This is a genomic window from Rhodococcus sp. NPDC058505, assembly GCF_042720095.1.
Lineage (GTDB): Bacteria > Actinomycetota > Actinomycetes > Mycobacteriales > Mycobacteriaceae > Rhodococcus_G.
In genome coordinates this window covers 1-24481 of sequence record NZ_JBHXNB010000038.1, presented here as the reverse complement: position 1 = coordinate 24481, position 24481 = coordinate 1, and the positions used below count along the sequence as shown (strand labels likewise).

Genomic DNA, 24481 nt, shown 5'->3' with positions numbered 1-24481 from the left:
CGGCTAGCCTGGAATCAGGCCGATTCGAGCGAGGTGTCATGACCGACAAGCAGACCATCGTGGATGGTATGAGCGCGTTGACCGACGACGAGGTGCGGGCGGTGGTCGCGGCGGTGACCACGGGCAGGCCCGCGTTGGCCGCGCTGCACGCCGCGGCCCTCGAGATCCGGATGGTGCCGGACCCCGTCGGCCCCCCGTCTTCGCCGATCCCGCCCTCGCCGATCCCGCCAACCCCGCAGGTGCCGGAGCCGCCGACCATCATCGACGCGCACGTGGTTCCGGATCCGGCGGGCGGGACGGGGGTCGGGGCGGCGCCGGGTGTCGCGGACGTGACCGGCTACACCGAGACCGGTGTCCCGACCTTCGATGCGGTGCGGGAGAAGATCGAGTCCCGTTCCGGGACCGCCGACGGGGCAGCGGAACTGGATGCCGCCTCCGGTGCGGGAGCGGCCCTGGAGGAGCAGTACGCGGCACGGGAGAAGGCGGCGCACGAGCGGCTCGCCGAGATCCGCAGGTCGCTGCGTGGGGACTGACGCCGCGTCGGTACGGTGGACGGACCAAACTATGGAGGCGTGATGGTGGAAATTGGTGTCGTGTTCGGGTATGTCGTGGTGATCGCCACGATCGCGCTGGTGCTGTTCGGTGTGGTGGCGATGTTCATTCTGTCCATCAGGGCCAGCCCGTCGACGCAGTCGCTGCCCGACGCAGCCGAGTCGGGGGCGCGGTCGGGTCGGCACGGCCGACAGGACTGACGACCTCACCGCGATACCGAATGGCCCATTCGGTCGGTGTCAGCCGACCGAATGGGCCATTCGCGTGTCGTGCGACCGCGGTCAGTGCCGGTCGAGGATGGCCGCGAAGTCGGTGCCCGCGGGGAGGGAGCCGTACTCGAGGTCACGGGCCTCGCCGAGACGGGCCGCGAGGAACGCCTCGGCGACCGCGGTCGGCGCGGTGCGCAGCAGCAGCGACGCCTGCAGCCCGAGCGCCATCGACGCCGCGACCGACCGGGCCCGCAGCTGCGCCTGCGCCTGGTCGAGCGTCGCCAGCTCCGCGAGGGCGGCCCGCATGCGGTCCTGGTGGGCGTCGAACAGGGTGGATGCGCCGCGGGCCTTGGCCAGTTCGGCGTCGAACGCCTGCACCGACTCCGGCTCCCTGGTCATCGCGCGCAGCACGTCGAGGGCGATGACGTTGCCGGAACCCTCCCACACCGCCATCACTGGCTGCTCCCGGTAGCGGCGGGCGAGGGGGAACGCCTCGGTGTAGCCGTTGCCGCCGAGGCATTCGAGCGCCTCGTAGGCGTGGTGCGGTCCGCGCTTGCAGATCCAGTACTTCGCGACCGCGGTGGCGAGCCGGCGGAACGCCCTCTCGGTGTCGTCGGCGTCCTCGTCGTGGGCGCGGGCGAGGCGCAGCGCGGTCGCGGTCGCGGCCTCCGACTCGAGGGCGAGGTCCGCGGCGACCGATGTCATCGCGGGCTGGTCGATCAGCGTCGCGCCGAACGCGGCCCGGTTCCGGACGTGCCACAGCGCCTCGGCGACCGCCTGCCGCATGCCGGCGGTGGACCCGTACACGCAGTCGAGGCGGGTGCGGGAGACCATCTCGATGATGGTCCGGACGCCGCGGCCCGGTTCGCCGACGAGGTGGCCGATGGTGCCGTCCAGTTCGATCTCGGAGGACGCGTTCGACTTGTTGCCGAGCTTGTCCTTGAGCCGCTGAATCCGGAAGACGTTGCGGGTGCCGTCCTCGAGGACCCGCGGAACTAGGAAGCAGGACAATCCCTCCTGGCTCTGCGCCAGGATCAGGAAGCCGTCCGACATCGGCGCCGAGCAGAACCACTTGTGCCCGGTCAGCGACCAGGTGCCATCGGCGTTCGCCGCCGCGCGGGTGGTGTTCGCGCGCACGTCCGAGCCGCCCTGCTTCTCGGTCATCGCCATCCCGAACAGCACGCCGGGCTTGTCGCCGGGCGCGGCGAGCGCGCCGTCGTAGCCGCGGGCGTACAGCCGCGGCAGCCACAGCTGCGACAGCTCGGGGGAAAACTCGGCGAGTGCGGGCACGACGGAGTGGGTCATCGAGATCGGGCACGAATGCCCCGGCTCGATCTGCGCGAACATCATGAACGACGCGGCGCGGGCCACGTTCGCACCCGGCTTCGGGTCCGCCCAGGCGGAGGTGTGCGCGCCGTGGCTGACGGCGGCGCCGATGATCCGGTGGTAGGCGGGATGGAACTCCACCTCGTCGATCCGGTTGCCCCACTTGTCGTGTGAGTGGAACTCGGGGGTGATCGTGTTCGCCAACTCGGCGTCGTGCTGGAACGACTCGGTGCCGACGAGCGCGCCGACCTCGGTCAGTTCCTGCTGCGCCCAGTCGGCGTCATAGTGCGCGACGCCCTCGACGAGGGGGCCGTTCGAGGTGTACTCGTTGACGTCCACACGCGGCGGGGCCTGGTTGAACACCTCGTGGGTGCGGAATCCGGACGGTGCGATGGCGGTCATGGGAGTGTTCCTTCGATCGTTGGTGCGGTGCTGCTCGGGTGGTCGGTGTGGCCGATGCCGTGGAAGCAGAAGCGGGTGATCGCGTCCACGATGTCGGTGTCGTCGGTGTCGGTGGTGGTGCCCGCGGTGGTGGGGGACAGGCGCCCGGTGAGGGACTCGCTGATGGCGCCGATCACGGCGGTCGCGGCGACCCCGATGTGCTGCGCGGGGAACACCCCCGCCGCGACCCCGTCGCGCAGGATCTCCATCGTGAGGGCGTGATAGTCGGCGCGGTACCCGAGTCGCTCGGCGTCGATGCGCGGGTCGACCGGCTCGAACAGCAGCGACCAGGCCAGCTGACGGCCCCGGATGGCGCGCAGGGCGAACGTCTCGACCAGGGCGCGGAGACGGTCGGCGGGCGCGTCGGCCGCGGCGACCGCGGCGCGCACGGCCGCGAGTTCCTGGTCGGCGCCGAGCCGGAACACGGCGGCAAGCAGGTCCGCGCTGCCGTCGAAGTACGAGTACACCGATCCGACGCTGACCTCGCAGCGCTCGGCGATCGCCTTCACCGTTGCCGCCGCGAAGCCGCCCGACGCGACGAGGGCCGTCGCCTCGGCCAGCAGCGTTGCCCGGCGCTGGGCCTGCGCGGCGCGCGTCTTCTCCGTCGATCGGTAGGCCATCGCCCGGGCACCCTTTCGGCAAGCTTTGAATCATGATTCAATCTTTGGTGAGTCGACTGTAGAACGAAACGCCGGCGACGGCAACGGCCACCCCGCGCCGATCGCCCACCTGAGGAGAGTTCGATGAACCTGACCGCCATGCTGGAGAGTGCGGCCCGCAAGAACCCGGACAAGGACGCGCTCGTCTACGGGGACGAGCGTCTCACCTACGCCGAACTGCTCGCCGCATCGCGGCGGGCCGCCGAGGTGCTGCGGGCCCGCGGGGTCGGGAGGGGCGACCGGGTCGCGGTGATGACCTACAACAGCCCCGGTTTCGTCATCGCCGCGTTCGGCGCGTGGCGGGCCGGGGCCGCGCTGGTCCCGGTCAACCACAAGCTGGCGCCGCCGGAGGTGGCGTACCTCCTCAAGCACTGCGGCGCCGCCGTCGGCATCGTCTCGTCGGACCTGCGGCCCACGGCGGAAACCGGTGCGCCGCAAGTGGACTGGCTGGTGACCGAGGTGGCCGCCGACGCGGGCTGCGAGCCGATGCGGGACTTCGACGCGCTGGTCGAGGCGTCCGGCGAGTGGGAGGGCGTCGAGGCCGACGACACCGAGGTCGCCCAGGTGCTCTACACCTCGGGCACCACCAACGCACCGAAGGGCTGCCTGCACACGCACCGGTCGATCACCACCGTCGCCGCGTACGTCTCGACCACCCTGGGATACGACCGCGACATGCGGATGCTGATCGCGATGCCGATCTGGCACGCGGCCCCGCTCAACGTCTGCTTCGTCCCGACCATGTTCCTCGGCGGCACGGCCGTGCTGATGCGCGAATACCACCCGGTCGAGTTCCTGAAGATCATTCCGGCGCAGCGGATCACCGCGTTCTTCGGCGCCCCGATCGCCTACCTGGCTCCGCTGCAGGCGGCGGCCGCCGCGGGCATCGACCTCACCGACCTCGACTTCTCGAGCATGCGGCACTGGATCTACGGCGGTGCCCCGATCGGCGCCGAGGTCGCAAGGAAGCTGCAGCAGGCCTACCGCTCCGAGGACTTCTATCAGGTGTACGGGATGAGCGAGATGGGCCCGGTCGGTACCGCGCTGTACCCGCGCGAGCAGATCGCCAAGGCGGGCTCGATCGGCCGCGGCGGCATGCCGGGGGTGGACCTGCGGGTGGTCCGCCCGGACGGCGTCGACGCCGGGCCGGGGGAGACCGGGGAGATCTGGCTCGCGGGCGACACCCGGATGCTCGGCTACCTGAACAACGACGCGGCCACCGCGGAGGTGTTCGACGGGCGCTGGTACCGCAGCGGGGACGTGGCCCGACTCGACGGGGACGGGTACATCTTCATCGTCGACCGCACCAAGGACGTCATCATCACCGGCGGCGAGAACGTGTACTCGCAGGAGGTGGAGGAGGCCATCCGTCCGCGGGCGGACGTCCTCGACGTCGCGGTCATCGGCAGGCCGCACCCCGAATGGGGCGAGACGGTCGTCGCGGTGGTCGTCACCGCGCCGGACGCGCACCTCGAACTCGACGAGCTGCGCTCGTACCTCTCGGACAGGCTGGCGCGGTACAAGATCCCGCGGGAGCTGGTGCTCGTGGACACGCTGCCGCGCAATCCGTCCGGCAAGCTGACCAAGCACACCCTGCGCGACGCCGTGCTGTGACCGGTGTCGGGTACCGCTGCGAGGCGGTACCCGACACCCGGACGAGGGTCAGGCCGGGGCAGCCACCGACTGCGGTTCGGGTGCCGGTGTGTCCGCCGGGCGAGGAACCGTGAACGACGCGGCGACCGTGGCGATCGCGACGGCGAAGCAGCCGATCGTGTACCAGAGGTTGCCGATCGGGTCGCCGTTCGCGGTGACGCCGTCGGTGGCGGCGAAGAAGTCGGGCAGCGCGCTCGCCCACAACGCCCCCATCACCACGATGTACACGATCGCGTAGTACCGGACGAAGTCGTTCGAGTACGCCGGCCCGGTGGCGGTGCCGCGCCGCAGCGCCGACCACTGGCGGGCCAGGAGCGGGATCGCGACCACGGTCACGGCGACGAGCTCGGCCGCGTACAGGACCCCGCGCACGGTGTCGCTGCCGAGCCCGCCCACGGTCGCGGGGAGCGGCAGCACGAACACCCCGATCGAGGCGGTCAGGCCGATCACCACGGTCCGCCACACCAGCTGCAGCCCGGAGAACGCCCGCCCCGCATCGACGTGCCTGCCGACGAAGAACTGCACGCACAGCGCCAGCGACATCGGCCACAGGGCGGCGAACACCACGACGCTCGGCAGCGGAACCGCGTCGAAGAACGGCAGATTGACCTTGTTGTCGAGGGTCCACTCCCACCAGCGCAGCTGCGGCCCGAGCTGGTCGAAGATCTCGTAGAACGCGTGGTGCACGAAGCCGACGCACACCGCGCCGAGGAACACCCCGTACCGCCGGAACACCCCGAGCATCCGGACCAGCTCGAACGCCAGCGTCGCCATCAGCGGATAGATCGCGACGATGTACAGCGGCAGCCGGCCCCACAGGAAGTCCACCGTGAACACGTTGTGCGCGAACATCGTGCCGAGGTACTCCTCGGTGCCGAAGGTGGCCGGGAAGTAGATCGGCGGCTCGATCACGAACAGGAACGCGGTCGCGCCGAACCACAGCACGAGATTCGTCGGATCACCCTGCCTGCGCAGCCGCAGGATCGCATGGACCAGGGCGAGCACCGCGCCGAGCACGATCATCCATTCGAGCACCGGGAGCGTCCAGTTCTCCAGGTCCGCCGGATTCCGGAACTCGACCAGGCCGCCCGCCTCCTCGCAGGAAAACCCGAGCCGGACCGCGAGATCGGCGAAGGTCGGGCTGCAGCCGGCCGCCATCAGATCGCCCCCGCGGTCGCAGGCTCCGCCCGGCCCGGCTGCTCGTCCGCGGTATACCAGCGGGTGCAGTCGTAGCCGGAGTCGTAGCGGTCGAACCAGCGGTCGGCGAGCGTCGGGAGGTTCTCGTGCGCCGGATCGTGGCCGGGCAGCTGGCTGCGGACCGCGCCGGCGAGCGCGGTCAACTGCTCCCGAATGGGCAGGCCGTCGAACGCCCGCGGCATCGGCCCCTTGGTCAGATACGGCGCGACCGCGGTCAGCACCCGCTGCTTGGCCCGGTGCCGGGCGAACATCGACATCGAGTCGACCTTCCGCTCGGACAGCGGGACGTGCTGGTTGAACCCGGCGCAGGCGATGCGGATCGCCTTCATCACGTGCGCGAAGATCGACGCGGCCATCCGCATCCGGTACATCTCGTTGCCGACGACGGAGTTGTAGATGACCAGCGCCGAACTGCGGTGCTCGACCTCCTCGACGAAGTGCCACAGGAACAGGGAGGCCACGCGGTCGTCACCGGGCGCGAACAGGGTGGCCTCGTTGTCGAGCATCAGCTTGAACACCGGAGTGAAGGTGGCCTCAAGATCGGCGGTGTAGGCCAGCCGGTAGTTGATCGAGGTGCGCTCGGTGAGCAGGTCGAACTCGCCGACGACCGCGTCGAGGGTGTTCTGCAGGCCGGGGTAGCTGCGGATCAGGCCGGCGACGTGCTGCCGGTGGGCGGTCGAGTGATGTCCCTCCTGGCGCATGAACGCGACCGCCTCCGCGACCACCTCCGGGTCGGTGATCAGCGGCTTGGCCTGCAGGATCAGCTTGACGATCATCTTCTCGAAGCCGATGGCGAGGAACGAGACCGCGTTCGCCATCGACGACCACGCGGGATTCTCGGGGTTCCAGCAGAACGGGACGTCCCGGTCCTCGAAGCCGAAGTCCATCTTGCGGGGTTTCAGGTCGGTCATGCGCGATCCCTCTTTTCGTCGGTGCGAGGCGGACCGGCGGGCAGTCGGATCCGCGATGGCTTGGACCATACACAGTGGGCCGTAGGTGTATGATGACATTTGTCGGATCGGCCGCGCGTTCGGATGCCGGGCGTCCTGGTAGCGTCCGCGCGATGGCACGCAGACGAGGATGGGGCGGCTTGCCTCCGGTCGACGATGCCGAGGCGACGCGGCGCATCGTCGCCACCGCCGTCGACCTGATCGGGCAGTCCGGGACCGCGATCGGGATCGCCGATGTCGCGGAGTCCCTCGGCGTCACCCGGCAGACGGTCTACCGCTATTTTCCGAGTTCCGAGGCGGTGATGACCGCTGCCGCGATTGCCTCGGTCGACGACTTCCTCGACCGGCTCGCGGGCTGGGTTGTCGGCCTGACCGACCCGGTGGACGCGATGACCGAGGGCGTCGTGTTCACCCTCACCGACGTGCGGCGCACCCCGCACCTGGGGATCCTGCTCTCCGCGTCCTACTCGGGGGTCCGGCCGGAGGGGCTGACGTCCGAGGCCGCGCAGGCCTTCGGGATGACCATGATCCGGCGGTTCGACGTGGACTGGGAGCGGCACGGTTACGACGACGCGTCGCTTCGGGAGCTGGTCGAGTTCGTGCTGCGCACGATGCAGTCGTTCTTCATCTCACCCGGTGATCCGCAGCGCGACGAGGCGGGCCTGCGCCGCTATCTGAGACGATGGATGGGTGCGGCCATCGCCGCCCAGTCCGCCGTCCCGAAGGGGGTATCCGGTCGGTCTGACTGAATGACGGCGGCATTCAGAGCCCGGGTGGGGGCACGGAACCCGGCCGATCCTGAATGAGCTTGCATGATGGTGCATAATCGTCCATATGGTCACCACAGCAGCCTCCACCGGACCGATCCGCGTCGCGATCGCCGGGGCGAGCGGGTACGCAGGCGGCGAGATCCTGCGCCTGCTGCTCGGGCACCCCGCAAACCGCGAGGGCCGACTCGCGATCGGCGCCCTCACCGCGGGCGGCAACGCGGGCGCCACCCTCGGACAGTTCCACCCGCACCTGCTCCCGCTCGCGGACCGCGTGCTCGAACCGACCACCGTCGACACCCTCGCCGGGCACGACGTCGTGTTCCTCGGCCTGCCGCACGGCAACTCCGCCGAGATCGCAACGGCGCTCCCGGAGAGCACCGTGATCATCGACTGCGGCGCCGACTTCCGGCTCACCGATGCCGCCGCCTGGGAGAAGTACTACGGCAGCCCGCACGCCGGCACCTGGCCCTACGGCCTGCCCGAACTGCCCGGCAACCGGGACCGGCTTGCCGGCGCCACCCGCATCGCGGTGCCCGGCTGCTACCCGACCGCCGCGAGCCTCGCGCTCGCCCCCGCCATCGCCGCGGGCATCGTCGAGCCCCGGGTGAACGTCGTGGCGGTCAGCGGCACCTCCGGGGCGGGCCGCGCCCCCAAGGCCGACCTGCTCGGCTCCGAGGTGATGGGCTCGGCCCGGGCGTACGGCGTCGGCGGCGTGCACCGGCACACCCCCGAGATCACCCAGAACCTGTCCGCGCTCGCGGGCACCGAGGTCACCGTCTCGTTCACCCCGGTGCTCGCCCCGATGCCCCGTGGCATCCTCGCCACCTGCACCGCGGCAACCACCGTCGACCTCGCCCGGGCCCGCGAGGTCTACGAGAAGGCCTACGCCGACGAGCCGTTCGTGCACGTGCTCCCCGAGAACGTCTACCCGCAGACCGGCGCGGTCGTCGGATCGAACGCCACGCAGATCGGTGTCACCGTCGACGAGTCCGCCGGGCAGCTCGTCGTGATCGCCGCGATCGACAACCTCACCAAGGGCACCGCGGGCGGTGCCGTCCAATCCATGAACCTCGCCCTCGGCCTGCCCGAGACCGATGGACTCACCACTGTGGGAGTTGCTCCGTGACAACAGAATCCGACTTCGCAGCGCCGCACGCCGTGGAGACCGCGGGCGGCAGACTGATCCGCACCCAGGGCGTCACCGCGCCCGCCGGCTTCCGTGGGGCGGGCATCGCGGCAGGCATCAAGGCCAGCGGTCGCCCCGACCTCGCGCTGGTCTTCAACGAGGGCCCCGACACGGCGGCGGCCGGCGTCTTCACCGCCAACAAGGTCAAGGCCGCCCCCGTCCTGTGGTCGCAGCAGGTCCTCACCTCCGGTGCGTTGCGTGCGGTGGTGCTCAACTCCGGCGGCGCCAACGCCTGCACCGGCGCGGGCGGATTCCAGGACGCCCACGCCACCGCCGAGCAGGTCGCGGCGACCCTCAGCGACTGGGGCACCGAGACCGGCGCCGGTGAGGTCGCCGTCTGCTCCACCGGCCTGATCGGCGATCGGCTGCCGATGGACAAGCTGCTCGCCGGTGTCACCGAGATCGTGCACGAGCTCGCGGGCGGCATCTCCGGCGGCACCGACGCCGCCTACGCGATCATGACCACCGACACCGTGCCCAAGCAGGCCGCACTGCACCACGCGAACAAGTGGAACGTCGGCGGCATGGCCAAGGGCGCGGGGATGCTCGCACCGGCACTGGCGACGATGCTGTCGGTCGTCACCACCGACGCCGTCGCGACCGCGGCCCAGCTCGACGAGGCGCTGCGGGCCGCGACCCGGCTGTCCTTCGACCGGCTCGACGTCGACGGCGCCACCTCCACCAACGACACCGTGCTGCTGCTGGCGTCCGGCGCCAGCGGCGTCACGCCCACCCAGGCGGAGCTGAACGCCGCCGTCCTCGCCGTCTGCGACGACCTCGCCGACCAGATGATGGCCGACGCGGAGGGCGTGACCAAGCGGGTCACCGTCACCGTCGCAGGCGCGGCCACCGAGCAGGACGCGCTGATCGGTGCCCGGACCGTCGCCCGCGACAGCCTCGTCAAGACCGCGCTGTTCGGCTCCGACCCCAACTGGGGCCGGGTCCTCGCCGCGATCGGCATCGCCCCGATCGAACTCGACCCGGACCGGATCGCGGTGTCCTTCAACGGGAACCCGGTGTGCATCGACGGCGTCGGCGCGCCCGGAGCCCGCGAGGTGGACCTGACCGGTGAGGACATCGCGCTGCGCATCGACCTCGGCATCGGCGACGCGGAGGTCTCCATTCGCACCACCGACCTCTCGCACGCGTACGTCGAAGAGAACTCGGCGTACTCGTCATGACGGGCGCCCTCGACAGCGGCACCGCCGCGACGACCCTCCTCGGCCTCACGAACAGCCAGAAGGCGCACGTCCTCGCCGAGGCGCTGCCCTGGCTGCAGCGCTTCCACGACAAGATCGTCGTCGTCAAGTACGGCGGCAACGCGATGGTCGACGACGACCTCAAGGCCGCCTTCGCGCAGGACATGGCGTTCCTGCGGACCGTCGGCATCCACCCCGTCGTCGTGCACGGCGGCGGACCGCAGATCAACGCGATGCTCGCGCGGCTCGGCATGGCGGGCGAGTTCCGCGGCGGCTTCCGCGTCACCACCCCCGAGGTGATGGACGTGGTCCGGATGGTGCTGTTCGGGCAGGTCGGCCGCGAACTGGTCGGCCTGATCAACGCGTACGGGCCCTTCGCGGTCGGCATCTCCGGTGAGGACGCGCACCTGTTTACCGCGACCCGGCGCACCGTCGTCGTGGATGGCGAACCGACCGACATCGGTCTCGTCGGCGACGTCACCACCGTCGACCCGACCGCGGTCCTCGACCTGATCGCCGCGGGCCGCATCCCCGTCGTCTCGACGATCGCGCCGGACGCCGACGGCGTCGTGCACAACATCAACGCCGACACCGCGGCGGCCGCCCTCGCCGAGTCCCTCGGCGCCGAGAAGCTCGTCGTCCTCACCGACGTCGAGGGCCTCTACACGGACTGGCCCGACCGGGGTTCGCTCGCCTCCGTCATCGATACCGACGCGCTCGAAGAGCTGCTGCCGCGGCTCGATTCGGGGATGGTCCCGAAGATGGAGGCCTGCCTGCGGGCCGTGCACGGGGGCGTGCCGAGCGCGCACGTGATCGACGGCCGCCTCGCGCACTCCGTGCTCCTGGAACTACTCACCGGCGAGGGCATCGGCACGATGGTTGTCCCCTCGACAGACAAGGAAGGCCCCGCATGACCGGCACCTCTGCCCTCCAGCACCGCTGGTCCGGCGCGCTGATGAACAACTACGGCGTCCCGCGGGTCGCGCTCGCCGCTGGCGACGGCGCCGTGCTCACCGATGCCGACGGCAAGCAGTACCTGGACCTGCTCGGCGGCATCGCCGTCAACAGTCTCGGCCACCGGCACCCGGCGATCATCGACGCCGTCACCGCGCAGCTGAACACGCTCGGTCACGTGTCGAACCTGTACGCGAGCGAACCGGCGGTCGCGCTCGCCGAGCAGCTGCTGCACCACCTCGGCGCAGGCCAGGACGGCCCGGTCACCGGCCGGGTGTTCCTGTGCAACTCCGGAACCGAGGCCAACGAGGCGGCGTTCAAGCTGGCCCGGCTCACCGGACGACGCAAGATCGTCGCCGCCGAGCGGGCGTTCCACGGCCGCACCATGGGCGCGCTCGCGATGACCGGTCAGCCGGAGAAGCGGGCCCCGTTCGAGCCGATGCCCGCCGGGGTCGAGTTCGTGCCCTACGGCGACATCGCCGCCCTCGACGCGGCCGTCGACTCCGACACCGCCGCGGTGATCCTGGAGCCGATCATGGGGGAGTCGGGGGTCGTGGTCCCGCCGGAGGGGTATCTGGTGGAAGCCCGGCGGATCACCGCCGAGCGCGGCGCGCTGCTGATCCTCGACGAGGTGCAGACCGGTATCGCCCGCACCGGCTGGTTCTACGCCCATCAGGCGTCCGGGATCGTGCCCGACGTGATGACCCTCGCCAAGGGGCTCGGCGGCGGCCTGCCGATCGGCGCGTGCATCGCCACCGGCGCGGCGGCCGACCTGTTCGGTCCCGGCAAGCACGGCACCACCTTCGGCGGGAACCCGGTGTGCGCTGCCGCCGCGCTCGCGGTGCTGCGCACGATCGAGCAGGACGACCTGCTCAGTCACGTCGATGCCCTCGGCAAGTCGCTGTCCACGGACATCGAGGCACTCGAACATCCGCTGGTCGATCACGTCCGCGGCGCGGGCCTGCTGCTCGGCATCGTGCTCACCGACACCGTCGCCCCGGCCGTCGAGGCCGCCGCCCGCGACGCCGGGTTCCTCGTCAACGCCGCCGCGTCCGACGTGATCCGGCTCGCGCCACCGCTGATCCTCACCGAGGAGCAGGCGCAGGGATTCGTCACCGCGCTCCCCGAAATCCTGAACACCGCTGTCGCGGAAGGGAAGTGACGCCATGTCGATCAAACACTACTTGCGGGACGACGACCTCACCCCGGCGCAGCAGGCCGAGGTGCTCGACCTGGCCGCGGCGCTGAAGAAGAACCCGTTCGCGAAGCAGACCCTCGCCGGGCCGCGGGCCGTCGGGGTGATCTTCGAGAAGAACTCCACCCGCACCCGGTTCTCGTTCGAGGTCGGGATCGCGCAGCTCGGCGGGCACGCCGTCGTCGTCGATGGGCGCAGCACCCAACTCGGCAGGGAGGAGACCCTGCAGGACACCGGCCGGGTGCTCTCCCGCTACGTCGACGCCGTCGTCTGGCGCACGTTCGGGCAGAAGCGACTCGAGCAGATGGCCGCCGGGGCAACGGTTCCCATCGTCAACGCCCTGTCCGACGAGTTCCATCCGTGCCAGGTGCTCGCCGACCTGCAAACCCTGCGCGAGCACAAGGGGGAGCTGAAGGGGCTGAAGCTGACCTACCTCGGTGACGGCGCCAACAACATGGCCCACTCGCTGCTGCTCGGTGGCGTCACCGCGGGCATCGATGTCACGATCGCCGCGCCGGAGGGCTTCGCGCCCGCATCGTGGATCATCGACGCGGCGCGCGCCAGGGCCGCGGAGACCGGAGCCACGATCACCGTCACCGACGACCCGAAGGCGGCGGCCGCGGGCGCGGACGCGCTCGTCACCGACACCTGGACCTCGATGGGGCAGGAGAACGACGGGCTCGACCGGGTCGGCCCCTTCCGGCCGTTCCAGATCAACGCCGACCTGCTCGCGACCGCGGCGCCGGACGCGGTCGTGCTGCACTGCCTGCCCGCGCACCGCGGTGAGGAGATCACCGACGAGGTGCTCGACGGCCCGCAGTCGGTGGTATGGGACGAGGCCGAGAACCGCCTGCACGCGCAGAAGGCGCTGCTGGTCTGGCTGCTCGAGCATCGGGACGGGTCGCGGCCGTGACCACCGCCCGGTCGCGCGAGCTGGCCGCGCCGCAGTCGCGGGGCGCGCAGGCGAAGCCGGTCGCCGTCGCACCAACCCGGGCCGGGCGGCAGGCGCGGATCACCGCGCTGCTCTCGGTGCACGAGGTCCGCAGCCAGCCGGAGCTCGCCGCGCTGCTCGCGGCGGAGGGCATCGAGGTCTCGCACGCCACCCTGTCGCGGGACCTGGAGGAGCTCGGCGCGGTGAAGCTGCGCGCCGCCGACGGCGGGGCGGGCGTGTACGTCGTCCCCGAGGACGGCAGCCCGGTGCGCGGGGTGTCCGGCGGCACCGACCGGCTGTCCCGGCTGCTGGGGGAGCTGCTGGTGTCCACCGACGCCAGCGGCAACCTCGCGGTGCTGCGCACCCCGCCGGGCGCCGCGCACTACCTGGCGAGCGCCCTGGATCGGGCGTCGCTGCCGGAGGTTGTGGGAACCATTGCCGGGGATGACACCATTCTTGTGGTGGCCCGGCAGCCGCTGACCGGCGCGCAGCTCGCCGACATGATCGAGAAACTGGCCTGACCGGGCATTTCGTTCGGATTCGGCAGGCCATCGATCGACACAACTGAATAATCTCGAGAAGTGACAACCCCAAAGGAGCACACAGACCATGGCTGAACGCGTCGTACTCGCCTACTCGGGCGGGCTGGACACCTCCGTGGCCATCAGCTGGATCGGCAAGGAGACCGGCAAAGAGGTCGTCGCCGTTGCCATCGACCTCGGCCAGGGCGGCGAGGACATGGAGGTCGTGCGTCAGCGTGCCCTCGACTGCGGCGCCGTCGAGTCGGTCGTCGTGGACGCCCGCGACGAGTTCGCGAACGAGTACTGCCTGCCGACCATCCAGGCGAACGCCCTCTACATGGACCGGTACCCGCTGGTGTCCGCGATCAGCCGTCCGCTGATCGTCAAGCACATCGTCGAGGCGGCGCGCGCGCACGGCGGCACCGTCGTCTCGCACGGCTGCACCGGCAAGGGCAACGACCAGGTCCGCTTCGAGGTCGGCTTCGGTGCCCTCGCCCCCGATCTCGAGGTCATCGCGCCGGTCCGCGACTACGCGTGGACCAGGGAGAAGGCGATCGCCTTCGCCGAGGAGAACGGCATCCCGATCAACGTCACCAAGCGGTCGCCGTTCTCGATCGACCAGAATGTGTGGGGCCGCGCGGTGGAGACCGGCTTCCTCGAGGACCTGTGGAACGCGCCGACCAAGGACGTCTACGACTACACCCAGGACCCCACCCTCAACTGGAACACCCCCGACGAGCTGATCATCAGCTTCGAGGCGGGCAAGCCGGTCGCGATCGACGGCAAGCCGGTCACCGTCCTCGAGGCCATCCAGGAACTCAACACGCGGGCGGGCGCGCAGGGCGTCGGCCGCCTCGACGTCGTCGAGGACCGTCTCGTCGGCATCAAGAGCCGCGAGATCTACGAGGCACCCGGCGCGATGGTGCTGATCACCGCGCACCAGGAGCTCGAGCACGTCACCCTCGAGCGTGAGCTCGGTCGCTACAAGCGGCAGCTGGAGCAGCGCTGGTCCGAGCTGGTGTACGACGGCCTGTGGTTCTCCCCGCTCAAGGACGCGCTGGACACCTTCGTCGCGAAGACCCAGGAGCGGGTCACCGGCGACATCCGGCTGTTCCTGCACGGCGGCGCGATCACCGTCAACGGCAGGCGCAGCTCGCAGTCGCTGTACGACTTCAACCTCGCCACCTACGACGAGGGCGACACGTTCGACCAGTCGTACGCGAAGGGCTTCGTCAACATCCACGGCCTGTCCTCCAAGGTCGCGGCGAAGCGCGACCTGGGTCTGTAAGAAATGACCGACGCTCACGGAACCAACGAAGGCGCGCAGCGTCAGGGCGCGACCGTCGCCGGCGCGCTGTGGGGCGGCCGGTTCGAGTCCGGACCGGCCGCCGCCATGGCGGCGCTGAGCAAGTCCACCCACTTCGACTGGGTCCTCGCGCCCTACGACGTGCGGGCGTCGATGGCGCACGCGAAGGTGCTGCACGCCGCCGGGCTGCTCGGTGACGCGGACCTGGCCACCATGCTCGACGGTCTCGACCGGCTCGGCGCCGACGTCGCGAGCGGCGCGTTCGTGCCCGCCGACTCCGACGAGGACGTGCACGGGGCGCTCGAACGCGGCCTGATCGACCGCGTCGGCCCCGAGGTCGGTGGCAGGCTCCGGGCGGGTCGCTCCCGCAACGATCAGGTGGCGACGCTGTTCCGGATGTGGCTGCGGGACGCCGCCCGTCGGGTCGCGGCCGGGGTGTTGGACGTCGTCGACGCCCTCGCTATCCAGGCGGCGGCGCACCCGGACGCGGTGATGCCGGGCAAGACGCACCTGCAGGCCGCGCAGCCGGTGCTGCTCGCGCATCACCTGCTCGCGCACGCGCATCCGCTGCTCCGGGACGTGCAGCGGCTGGTCGACTTCGACGCCCGGGCCGCGGTGTCCCCGTACGGGTCCGGGGCGCTCGCTGGCTCGTCGCTCGGGCTGAACCCGGACGCGATCGCCGCGGACCTCGACTTCGCCGCTGCGGCGGACAACTCGATCGACGCCACCTCCTCGCGGGACTTCGCCGCCGAGGCCGCGTTCGTGTTCGCGATGATCGCGGTCGACCTGTCCCGGATGGCCGAAGAGGTGATCATCTGGAGCACACCGGAGTTCGGCTACATCACGCTCGCCGACGCCTGGTCGACCGGGTCGTCGATCATGCCGCAGAAGAAGAACCCGGACGTCTCCGAGCTCACTAGGGGCAAGGCGGGGCGGCTGATCGGAAACCTGACCGGGCTGCTCGCCACCCTCAAGGCGCAGCCGCTCGCGTACAACCGGGACCTGCAGGAGGACAAGGAACCGGTCTTCGATTCGGTCGCCCAGCTCGAACTGCTGCTGCCCGCGATCACCGGTCTGGTCTCGACCCTTGAGTTCCACACCGACCGGATGGCGGAGCTCGCGCCCGCCGGGTTCACCCTCGCCACCGACATCGCGGAATGGATGGTCCGTCAGGGCGTTCCGTTCCGCGTCGCGCACGAGGCGGCCGGTGCGTGCGTTCGGGTCGCGGAGGCCCGCGGGGTCGGCCTTGAGGACCTCACCGACGACGAACTCGCCGCCGTCGATCCCGCGTTGACCCCGGCGGTGCGGGACGTGCTCACCGTGCAGGGGTCGATCGCCTCCCGGAACGCCAGGGGCGGCACCGCAGGCGTTCAGGTGGCGCGGCAGCTGGACGGTGTCCGGGAGTCCGCGTCCGGACTGCGGGACCGGATCGGCAACTGACCGATCCTCACTGCCGCGCGCGAATACACTGTGCCGGAACATCGGCGGAACGAGTGGGGGCGCGGCAGTGAGTTGGTCCGAAATTCTGAACGGTTCCGTTCGCCGCGTGGTCGCGACCGCGCAGAACGGTCTCGAGGTCGTCCGCCTTGGCGGCCTCGAGACCGAGGCGCGGCCCTCGGACTTCACCGTCGTCGCGCGCACCCCGATGTACCGGCTGCGCCACTACTTCGCCGACCGGTCCGGCGACGCGGACCCCACCGGGCCGCCGATCCTGCTGATCCCGCCGATGATGATGGCCGCCGACGTCTACGACGTCACCCAGGACCAGGGTGCGGTCGGCATCCTGCACTCGATGGGCCTGGACCCGTGGGTCGTCGATTTCGGGTCTCCGGACACTGAGGAGGGCGGCTGGGACCGCACTTTGGCCGACCACATCGTCGCGATCAGCGAGATCGTCGACCGGGTCCACCGGGACACCGGCCGGGACGTGCACCTGTCCGGCTACTCGCAGGGCGGCATGTTCGCCTACCAGGCCGCCGCCTACCGGCGCTGCCGCAACGTGGCGTCGCTGGTGACGTTCGGGGCGCCGGTGGACACCCTCGCCGCGCTGCCGTTCGGGATCCCCGGCGACGTCGCCGCGCCCGCCGCCGACTTCCTCGCCGACCACGTCTTCAGCCGCTGGGCCATTGCGGGCTGGATGGCCCGGACCGGATTCCAGCTGCTGGATCCGGTCAAGACCGCCAAGTCCCGGATCGACTTCCTGATGCAGCTGCACGACCGGGAAGCGCTGCTGCCGCGGGAACCGCAGCGCCGCTTCCTGTCCCAGGACGGCTGGGTTGGCTGGTCCGGTCCGGCGATCGCCGAACTGCTCAAGCAGTTCGTCGCCCACAACCGGATGGTCTCCGGCGGCTTCGTGATCGGTGACCAGCTCGTCTCGCTCGCCGAGCTCACCTGCCCGATCCTCGCGTTCGTCGGGGAGGTGGACGACATCGGGCAGCCCGCAGCGGTCCGCGGGATCCGCAGGGCGGCTCCCCGCGCGCAGGTGTTCGAATCCACGATGCGGGCCGGGCATTTCGGCCTCGTCGTCGGCTCGATGTCGGCGAGCCACACCTGGCCGACCACCGGCGACTGGGTGCGCTGGCGGTCCGGTCTCGGGCCGCGTCCCGACGGCATCGCGGAGATGATCACCGAGTGCCTGCCCGCCGCGGAGACGGGCGTGTCGGTCACGGACCGGCTGCTGCACACCGGGGCGTCGGTGGCCGAGGTGGGGGTCGGGGCGGTGCGCGGTGTCCTCGGCGCGACCGCACAGGCCGTGCGCGGCAGCCGCGAGCTGTCCGCGGAGGCGGCGCGGGCGCTGCCGCGGCTGGTCCGGCTCGGTCAGGTGCAGCCGCACACCACCATCTCGCTCGGCAAGCTGCTCGCCGAGGCGGGGGAGAAGAACCCGCGCGGGGAGTGCTTCCTGTTCGACGACCGCGCCTACACCAACGAGGCCGTCAACGTCCGGATCGACCACGTCGTCAAGGGGCTGATCGCGTCCGGTGTCCGGCCGTCCACCCGGGTGGGCGTGCTGATGGAGACCCGGCCGAGCGCGCTCGTCGCGATCGCCGCACTGTCGCGGATCGGCGCCGTCACCGTCTTGCTGCCCCCGACCGAGGACCTCGCCCCCGCGGCGCGGCTCGGGCGGGTCGCCACGATCGTGTCCGATCCCGACAACCTGCGCAGCGCGGAGCTGTTGGGTCCGCCGGTGCTGGTCCTCGGCGGTGGTGAATCCCGCATCCTCGACCTGGAACCCGGCTCGGAGACGATCGACCTGGAGAAGATCGACCCCGACGAGATCTCGCTGCCCGCCTGGTACCGGCCCGATCCCGGCCGGGCCAACGAGCTCGCCTTCGTGCTGTTCGGACGTTTCGGCGGCGAGGTCGAGGCCAAGCACATCACCAACCACCGGTGGGCGCTGTCCGCATTCGGCACCGCGACGGCCGCGAATCTCGGCGGCGGCGACACGGTGTATTCCTTTGCGCCGCTGTATCATTCGTCGTTGCTGCTCGCGACCCTCGGCGGTGCGATTGCCGGCGGATCGCGGATTGCGCTGGCCCGCGGCCTCGACCCGGACCGGTTCGTCACCGAGGTGCACCGGTATGGGGTCACGGTGGTCGCCTACACGTGGACGATGATGCGGGACCTGGTGGACACCCCCGACTCGGCGCTCGACTCCTCGCACCCGATCCGGTTGTTCGTCGGCTCCGGCATGCCCCGCGGGCTGTGGCTGCGGACGATGGAGCGGTTCGCGCCCGCCAGGGTCCTCGAGTTCTACGCCTCGACGGAGGCGGCCGTCGTGCTCGCGAACGTGTCCGGTGCCAAACCGGGATCGAAGGGGAGGCCGTTGCCCGGCAGCACCCCGGTGAAGATCGCGGCGTACGACCCGGTGGCGCAACGGTTCCTCGAGGACGGTCGCGGGTTGGTCCGCGAGTGCTCCGTCGGCGAGGTGGGACTGCTGCTGGGGCAGGCGACGTCCACGGAGGCGGTCAGCGGAGCGATGCGGGGCGTGTTCGCGGCGGGCGACGCCTGGGTGCCCACCGAGCACCTGTTCCGCGTCGACGGCGACGGCGACTACTGGCTGATGGACGACCGGAACACCGTCGTCTGCACGCGCCGCGGGCCGGTGTACGGCGAGCCGATCGGTGCGGCACTCGCCGCGTTGGACCAGATCGACCTCGTCGTCAGCTACGGGGTCATCGCAGGCGGTGCGGAGCTCGCGGTGACCGCGGTGACCCTGCACCGGGACCGTTCCCTGACCGCGGCGGACCTCGCCGATGCCTTCGCAGATCTCGACCCCGACCAGCATCCCGACCTGGTGCACGTGATCCCGGACATCGCGTTGAGCAACTCCTACCGGCCGCGGCGCAGCGCATTGCGGGCGGCGGGTCTGCCGAAACCGGGTGTGCGGGCCTGGTTCTGGGACCAACACGAACTCCGCTACCGGCGCCTGACCAAGGCCGTCGTTGCGGACCTTCAGCAGCGGGGGAGTCGGGAGCCGGCCGGGTAGCGGGTAGCCTGGCCGACGATCCGTGAACCGAACGTGAGAGGACCTTCCGTGGCGCTCGATCCCACCCTGTTGAGCATCATCGCCTGCCCGCAGGACAAGGGCCCGCTCCTGCTGGTCGGCGACGAACTTCTCTACAATCCGCGGCTGCGGCGCGCGTACCCGATCGAGGATGGCATCCCGGTGCTGCTCGTCGACGAGGCGCGCGATGCCACCGACGCCCAGCACGAGGACTACCTCGCCCGCGGCGTCGACTCGTCCTCCCAGTAGGCGCGCTAGCCGAGATCGCCGGTCAGGTACCGCTGCAGGGTCGGTGCGACCAGGTGCACCACCCGTTCCGGGGGCAGCGTCGCGAGCGGCTCGAGTTCGAGGATGTAGCGGGTGACCATCAGCCCCGCCATCTGCGAGGCCACCAGGGAGGCCCGCAGGGCGGCGCTGCCCGCCGGGTCGTCGACGCGGTGCCCGATCTCGGTCAACACCACCTCGGTCAGGAAGCTGCGGACCAGACCCACCGACTCGCCCGTGATCGCCGACCTGAACGCGGCAAGCAGACCCTCCCGGTGCGGCGACTCCCACACCCCGACGACCGCGCGCAGGAACCGTTCGCCGATCTCCTCGACCGGGGCGTCGGCCACCCCCGCGAGGACCATCGCCGGATCCGCCGGAATGGCGATCGCGGCGAGGAACAGGGCCCGCTTGGTGCCGAAGTAGTGGTGCACGAGGGCCGGATCGACCCCCGCATCCGCGGCAATCGAGCGCACCGAGGTCCGGTCGAACCCATGCTCGGCGAACCGGCTCCGCGCCGCCCCGAGGATCGCGTCCCTGGTGCCGGAACTGCCCGGCCTGCGCCCCGTCCGGGTGGTCGCACGGGTCACGGGGTGCGCCTGCGGAGCGTCGCCGCCGCCAGGCACAGCGCCACGATCGCGAACCCGACGACGACGGCGATGTCCCGCCACATCAGGGCCGTGGCCCCGGGATGGGCCGCGACCTGCTGCAACGCGTCCACCGCGTAGCTCAGCGGCATCACGTTCGACGCCCACTGCAGCCATTCCGGCAGCTGGTCGCGCGGCACCAGCAGGCCGCACAGGAACAGTTGCGGAATCACAATGACCGGCATGAACTGGACGGCCTGGAACTCGGTGCGGGCGAATGCGCTGCACAGCAGTCCCAGCGCGACGCCGAGGACGGCGTCGACCACCGCGATCAGCACCACCCAACCGACGCTGCCGACCGTCGTCAATCCGAGCAGCCCGAACGCGACCAGGCAGGCGATGACCGCCTGCGCGGTCGCCGCGAGCGAGAACGCCGTGCCGTAGCCGCCGAGCAGGTCGAGCTTCGACATCGGTGTGGTCAGCAGCCGCTCCAGCGTGCCGGAGCTGCGTTCACGCTGCATCGCGATCGACGTGATCAGGAACATCACCACGAACGGGAGGATCCCGAGCATGGTGACCGCGATCCGGTCGAACAGCGGGACCTGTCCCGGCGGTGTCGGGACATTGACGTAGAGGTAGTACAGCAGCGTCATCAGCAGCGCGGGCACCAGCAGGATCATCGCGACGGTCCGGTGGTCGCGGCGCAGTTGCCGCAGGATGCGTACGGTGCTCGCGCCGTAGATGCGCGGGGTAACGAGTGGCGTGTTCACGACTGCTCCTGCACTTCGCGTTCGCGGATCAGGGTGAGGAACGCGTGCTCGAGGCTGGTCTCGCGGGTCTGCTCGAGCAGCGCTGCCGGGCTGAGCTGGTCGAGCAGGTAGCCGTCCCGCATCAGGAGCAGGTCGTGACAGTGCTCGGCCTCGTCCATCACGTGGCTGGACACCAGCAGCGTGGTCCCGGCGGCCGCGAGGTCGCTGAAGCGTCCCCAGAGATCCGCCCGCAGCACCGGATCCAACCCGACGGTGGGCTCGTCGAGGATCAGCAGCTCGGGTTCGGCGACCAGCGCGCAGCCGAGCGACACCCGGCCCCGCTGCCCACCCGACAGGTCGCCGGCGGGGACGTCGGCCTTGTCGGCCAGGTCGAGGGCGTCGATCGCGTCGGCCACCGACCGCGGCGGCCTGCCGTACAGCGCCGCGAAGTACGCAATGTTCTGCCGTACCGACAGATCGAGGTAGACGGTCGGGGATTGGGTGACGTAGCCGACGCGGTCCCGCAGGAGGCTGGATCCCGCGGGCTCACCGAGCACGGTCACCGTGCCGGACGCCACGATCTGTGTCCCGACGATCGCGCGCATCAGCGTGGTCTTGCCGCAGCCGGACGGGCCGAGCAGCCCGGTGATGCTGCCGGTGGGGATGCGCAGGTCCAGTCCGTGCAGGACCTCGACGCCCCCGCGGTGCACGACGAGGCCGTCGATCGCGACGGCCGGTGACGGTGCGGGCATCTCGTCCTCCAATTCATCGAGTGATGAAATCATCGTGTGGTGAATTATCGGTGTCGGGGAGGACGCCGGTCAAGGGCACAATCGCGGGATGACGACCGAGTACTCCCGCTCGCCGGAACTGACCGAGCGGGCCCTGTCGGCGGCCGATCCGGTGCAGGCCGCACACCTGGTGCTCGGCGCGGTGCTGGCGGTCGACGCGGTGCGGTTGCGGATCGTCGAGGTCGAGGCATACGGAGGCGACCCGGCGGGCCCCTGGCCGGACCCCGCGGCACACTCCTACCCGGGCCCGACGCGGCGGAATGCGGTGATGTTCGGCCCGGCAGGCCGGCTCTACGTCTACCTCAGCCACGGCCTACACCTGTGCATGAACGTCACGTGCGCACCCGAGGGGACGGCGGGCGCGGTCCTGCTCCGGGCGGCCGAGGTGATCGACGGGGAGGCGGAGGTCCGGGCCCGGCGAACGCCGGGTCGGGCGCTGCGCGAGCTGGCCCGGGGCCCGGGGAACCTCGGGCAGGCCGCCGGAATCAGCCTGGCTGACAACGGTTCACCGCTGTTCGATCGGAACGCCCGCATTCGCCTCGAGCCAGGCGACGCGGTGCGGGTCGACGCGGGCCCGCGGGTCGGGATCACCCACGCACCGGACCGGCCGTGGCGACTATGGGACGCCGGTTCGGATGCCGTGTCGGTCTACCGTCGCAGCCCGCGTGCGCCCGCCGTGCGGAGTGCGGGATGATCGACGTCGTGACCGACAACATCGTCCCGACCGAGAACATCATCGACGAACTGACCTGGCGTGGGCTGATCCAGCAGTCCACCGACATCGACGCCCTGCGTCGCGACACCCAGGCAGGGCCGGTCACGCTGTATTGCGGTTTCGATCCGACCGGTCCCAGCCTGCATGCCGGCCACCTCGTCCCGCTGCTCGCGCTCAAGCGCTTCCAGCGTGCGGGCCACACGCCGATCGTGCTCGCCGGCGGCGCGACCGGGCTGATCGGCGACCCCCGCGACGTCGGTGAGCGGGTGATGAACTCCACCGACACCGTCGCCGACTGGGCGGAGCGGATCCGCGCCCAGCTCGAACGGTTCGTCTCCTTCGACGGCGACAACGCCGCCATTGTCGAGAACAACATGAACTGGACCGGCAAGCTCACCGCCATCGACTTCCTCCGGGACCTCGGCAAGCATTTCTCGGTGAACGTCATGCTCGCCCGCGAGACCGTCAAACGGCGCCTCGAGTCGGACGGCATGTCCTACACGGAGTTCAGCTACATGCTGTTGCAGGCCAACGACTACCTGCAGCTCCGCCGAGAACGCGGCTGCACCCTGCAGGTGGGCGGCTCGGATCAGTGGGGCAACATCGTCGCCGGCGTCGAGCTGAACCGGCGGGTGGACGGGGAATCGGTGCACGCGATGACCGTCCCGCTCGTGACCTCGTCGGACGGCAAGAAGTTCGGGAAGTCCACCGGCGGCGGCAGCCTCTGGCTCGACCCCGAAATGACCAGCCCCTACGCCTGGTACCAGTACTTCGTGAACACCGGTGACGCCGACGTGATCCGCTACCTGCGCTGGTTCACCTTCCTCGGCCAGAGCGAGCTGGCCGAACTGGAAGTCGAGGTCGCCGAGCGGCCGCAGGCCCGGGTCGCGCAGCGACGCCTCGCCGCCGAGATGACGACCCTGGTGCACGGCGCGGACAACACCGCCGCGGTCGAGCTCGCCAGCCAGGCGCTGTTCGGCAAGGGCGAGATTCGTGACCTGGACGAAGCGACCCTCGCCGCCGCCCTGACCGAGGCCTCGGTGGGGCAGGTTCGGCCCGGCGAGCCGAGCACCATCGTCGATCTCCTGGTCGCGAGCGGACTGTGCGATTCCAAGGGTGCAGCGAAGCGGACGGTCAAGGAGGGCGGCGCATACGTGAACAACGCGAAGGTCGCCGCCGAGGACTGGACCCCCGCGGGGACCGACCTGCTGCACGGCCAGTGGCTCGTCATCCGCCGCGGCAAGCGCAACTTCGCGGGCATCCAGGTGCTGCCCGCCTGACCCCGTTCGTGTCCGGAGGGCGTCGTCGTCCCGCGTCAGCGGGAGGGCGGCGCCCTCCGCGCATGTGCTGGCCCGAACGGCCGGGTGTCCGGCGTCACATCCGTCGGATTCGGGTGTTTGCGGGGTGATCGGGGTAGGTGACCTGCGTGTTTATGTCCGGTCATGGTGGTTGACCAGCGGATTTGCGGTGGCGTTCACGGCCACGTAACTTTTGTCGAGTCAGAGCGACACGGACACCGACTCCGCCCCACCCGGGCGTGAGAGAACGAGGTTGGACGAAGGCGCCTGGCGAGCCTGCTTGATTGTCCCTGTTTCGCCGGTTTGCTCCGGTGGGGGGAATGGGTTAGGCTGGAACAGTTGCCCCGGAGAGGCCCACGTGGTGGGTGTTGATGGTGTGTGCGTGTTCTTTGAGAACTCAACAGTGTGCCGATGAATGTCAGTGCCAATTTTTTTGGTACTCCGCCCCATCATTTGTGTGGGGTGGGTATTGCTGGCTCTCTCCTTCTTCCGTCGGGGAGGGTCAGTGTTTGAATGCTAGTTTG

General features: G+C 70.5%; 23 protein-coding genes. 16 read left to right on the top strand and 7 right to left on the bottom strand.

From position 1 onward, the window contains the following. The first annotated feature begins 38 nt into the window (after positions 1–38). Complete coding sequence (locus tag ACFWPA_RS18840) at positions 39–533, top strand: PspA/IM30 family protein (RefSeq protein ID WP_378571481.1); 495 nt, start codon at positions 39–41, stop codon at positions 531–533. 39 nt (positions 534–572) lie between these two features. Next, complete coding sequence (locus tag ACFWPA_RS18835; protein WP_378507775.1) at positions 573–752, top strand: hypothetical protein; 180 nt, start codon at positions 573–575, stop codon at positions 750–752. 81 nt (positions 753–833) lie between these two features. Here ACFWPA_RS18835 and ACFWPA_RS18830 read toward each other — a convergent pair whose 3' ends face one another. Both ACFWPA_RS18830 and ACFWPA_RS18825 read right to left on the bottom strand, forming a co-directional pair. Then, the gene (locus ACFWPA_RS18830) at positions 834–2489 is read right to left on the bottom strand and encodes an acyl-CoA dehydrogenase family protein (protein WP_378571479.1); all 1656 of its coding nucleotides are present in this window, start codon (positions 2487–2489) and stop codon (positions 834–836) included. Then, positions 2486–3148, bottom strand: coding sequence for a TetR/AcrR family transcriptional regulator (locus ACFWPA_RS18825; RefSeq protein ID WP_378571477.1), 663 nt, complete (start codon positions 3146–3148; stop codon positions 2486–2488). The genes ACFWPA_RS18830 and ACFWPA_RS18825 overlap by 4 nt, the downstream gene beginning before the upstream one ends. Before the next feature lie 123 nt (positions 3149–3271). On the opposite strand from ACFWPA_RS18825, the gene ACFWPA_RS18820 reads away from it, so the two are divergent. Continuing rightward, positions 3272–4801, top strand: coding sequence for a class I adenylate-forming enzyme family protein (locus ACFWPA_RS18820; RefSeq protein ID WP_378571475.1), 1530 nt, complete (start codon positions 3272–3274; stop codon positions 4799–4801). A 48-nt stretch (positions 4802–4849) separates the two neighbouring features. Here the strand turns inward: ACFWPA_RS18820 and ACFWPA_RS18815 are convergent, their stop codons facing one another. Both ACFWPA_RS18815 and ACFWPA_RS18810 read right to left on the bottom strand, forming a co-directional pair. Continuing rightward, positions 4850–5998 (bottom strand): hypothetical protein, encoded by a 1149-nt coding sequence (locus ACFWPA_RS18815; RefSeq protein WP_378571473.1) that lies wholly within the window; start codon positions 5996–5998, stop codon positions 4850–4852. Further along, on the bottom strand, positions 5998–6948 hold the full coding sequence (locus tag ACFWPA_RS18810; RefSeq protein WP_378571471.1) for a metal-dependent hydrolase: 951 nt from the start codon (positions 6946–6948) through the stop codon (positions 5998–6000). The genes ACFWPA_RS18815 and ACFWPA_RS18810 overlap by 1 nt, the downstream gene beginning before the upstream one ends. A 152-nt stretch (positions 6949–7100) precedes the next feature. Here ACFWPA_RS18810 and ACFWPA_RS18805 point away from each other — a divergent pair, with 152 nt between their 5' ends. The 11 genes from ACFWPA_RS18805 to ACFWPA_RS18755 all read left to right on the top strand — a co-directional run bounded on the left by ACFWPA_RS18805 (position 7101) and on the right by ACFWPA_RS18755 (position 19802). Then, entirely contained in the window at positions 7101–7736 is a 636-nt protein-coding gene (locus ACFWPA_RS18805; protein WP_378571469.1) for a TetR/AcrR family transcriptional regulator, read from the top strand. 85 nt (positions 7737–7821) lie between these two features. Then, complete coding sequence (gene argC / locus ACFWPA_RS18800; RefSeq protein WP_378571467.1) at positions 7822–8883, top strand: N-acetyl-gamma-glutamyl-phosphate reductase; 1062 nt, start codon at positions 7822–7824, stop codon at positions 8881–8883. Further along, positions 8880–10124: a bifunctional glutamate N-acetyltransferase/amino-acid acetyltransferase ArgJ gene (argJ, locus tag ACFWPA_RS18795; RefSeq protein ID WP_378571465.1), complete on the top strand. Its 1245-nt coding sequence runs from the start codon at positions 8880–8882 to the stop codon at positions 10122–10124. The genes argC and argJ overlap by 4 nt, the downstream gene beginning before the upstream one ends. After that, positions 10121–11056, top strand: coding sequence for an acetylglutamate kinase (argB, locus tag ACFWPA_RS18790; RefSeq protein WP_378571463.1), 936 nt, complete (start codon positions 10121–10123; stop codon positions 11054–11056). Before argJ ends, argB begins: the two co-directional genes overlap by 4 nt. Then, positions 11053–12258 carry an acetylornithine transaminase gene (locus ACFWPA_RS18785; RefSeq protein ID WP_378507765.1) on the top strand — a complete coding sequence of 402 codons (1206 nt, stop codon included), beginning with the start codon at positions 11053–11055 and terminating at the stop codon, positions 12256–12258. Before argB ends, ACFWPA_RS18785 begins: the two co-directional genes overlap by 4 nt. Positions 12259–12262: 4 nt before the next feature. Beyond that, positions 12263–13204, top strand: a complete 942-nt coding sequence (gene argF, locus ACFWPA_RS18780) for an ornithine carbamoyltransferase (RefSeq protein ID WP_378571461.1) — start codon at positions 12263–12265, stop codon at positions 13202–13204. After that, positions 13120–13743: an arginine repressor gene (locus ACFWPA_RS18775; protein ID WP_378571459.1), complete on the top strand. Its 624-nt coding sequence runs from the start codon at positions 13120–13122 to the stop codon at positions 13741–13743. The genes argF and ACFWPA_RS18775 overlap by 85 nt, the downstream gene beginning before the upstream one ends. Positions 13744–13831: 88 nt before the next feature. Further along, the gene (locus ACFWPA_RS18770; protein WP_378507762.1) at positions 13832–15031 is read left to right on the top strand and encodes an argininosuccinate synthase; all 1200 of its coding nucleotides are present in this window, start codon (positions 13832–13834) and stop codon (positions 15029–15031) included. Positions 15032–15034: 3 nt separating this feature from the next. After that, the gene (argH, locus tag ACFWPA_RS18765) at positions 15035–16489 is read left to right on the top strand and encodes an argininosuccinate lyase (protein WP_378571457.1); all 1455 of its coding nucleotides are present in this window, start codon (positions 15035–15037) and stop codon (positions 16487–16489) included. Positions 16490–16556: 67 nt separating this feature from the next. Further along, on the top strand, positions 16557–19535 hold the full coding sequence (locus ACFWPA_RS18760) for an AMP-binding protein (RefSeq protein WP_378571455.1): 2979 nt from the start codon (positions 16557–16559) through the stop codon (positions 19533–19535). A gap of 48 nt (positions 19536–19583) precedes the next feature. Beyond that, positions 19584–19802 carry a Trm112 family protein gene (locus tag ACFWPA_RS18755; protein WP_378571453.1) on the top strand — a complete coding sequence of 73 codons (219 nt, stop codon included), beginning with the start codon at positions 19584–19586 and terminating at the stop codon, positions 19800–19802. A 5-nt stretch (positions 19803–19807) separates the two neighbouring features. Here the strand turns inward: ACFWPA_RS18755 and ACFWPA_RS18750 are convergent, their stop codons facing one another. The 3 genes from ACFWPA_RS18750 to ACFWPA_RS18740 are packed head-to-tail and all read right to left on the bottom strand — an operon-like array spanning position 19808 to position 21905. Next, a complete protein-coding gene (locus ACFWPA_RS18750; protein WP_378571451.1) occupies positions 19808–20407 on the bottom strand; it encodes a TetR family transcriptional regulator in 600 nt (199 codons plus the stop codon). Then, positions 20404–21174, bottom strand: a complete 771-nt coding sequence (locus tag ACFWPA_RS18745; RefSeq protein ID WP_378507757.1) for an ABC transporter permease — start codon at positions 21172–21174, stop codon at positions 20404–20406. Before ACFWPA_RS18745 ends, ACFWPA_RS18750 begins: the two co-directional genes overlap by 4 nt. After that, positions 21171–21905: an ABC transporter ATP-binding protein gene (locus ACFWPA_RS18740; RefSeq protein WP_378571449.1), complete on the bottom strand. Its 735-nt coding sequence runs from the start codon at positions 21903–21905 to the stop codon at positions 21171–21173. Before ACFWPA_RS18740 ends, ACFWPA_RS18745 begins: the two co-directional genes overlap by 4 nt. An 88-nt stretch (positions 21906–21993) precedes the next feature. Here ACFWPA_RS18740 and ACFWPA_RS18735 point away from each other — a divergent pair, with 88 nt between their 5' ends. Together ACFWPA_RS18735 and tyrS are read left to right on the top strand one after the other, a co-directional pair. Next, on the top strand, positions 21994–22638 hold the full coding sequence (locus ACFWPA_RS18735; protein ID WP_378571447.1) for a DNA-3-methyladenine glycosylase: 645 nt from the start codon (positions 21994–21996) through the stop codon (positions 22636–22638). Further along, positions 22635–23939, top strand: a complete 1305-nt coding sequence (gene tyrS / locus ACFWPA_RS18730; protein WP_378571445.1) for a tyrosine--tRNA ligase — start codon at positions 22635–22637, stop codon at positions 23937–23939. The genes ACFWPA_RS18735 and tyrS overlap by 4 nt, the downstream gene beginning before the upstream one ends. The last annotated feature ends 542 nt before the right edge of the window (positions 23940–24481 follow it).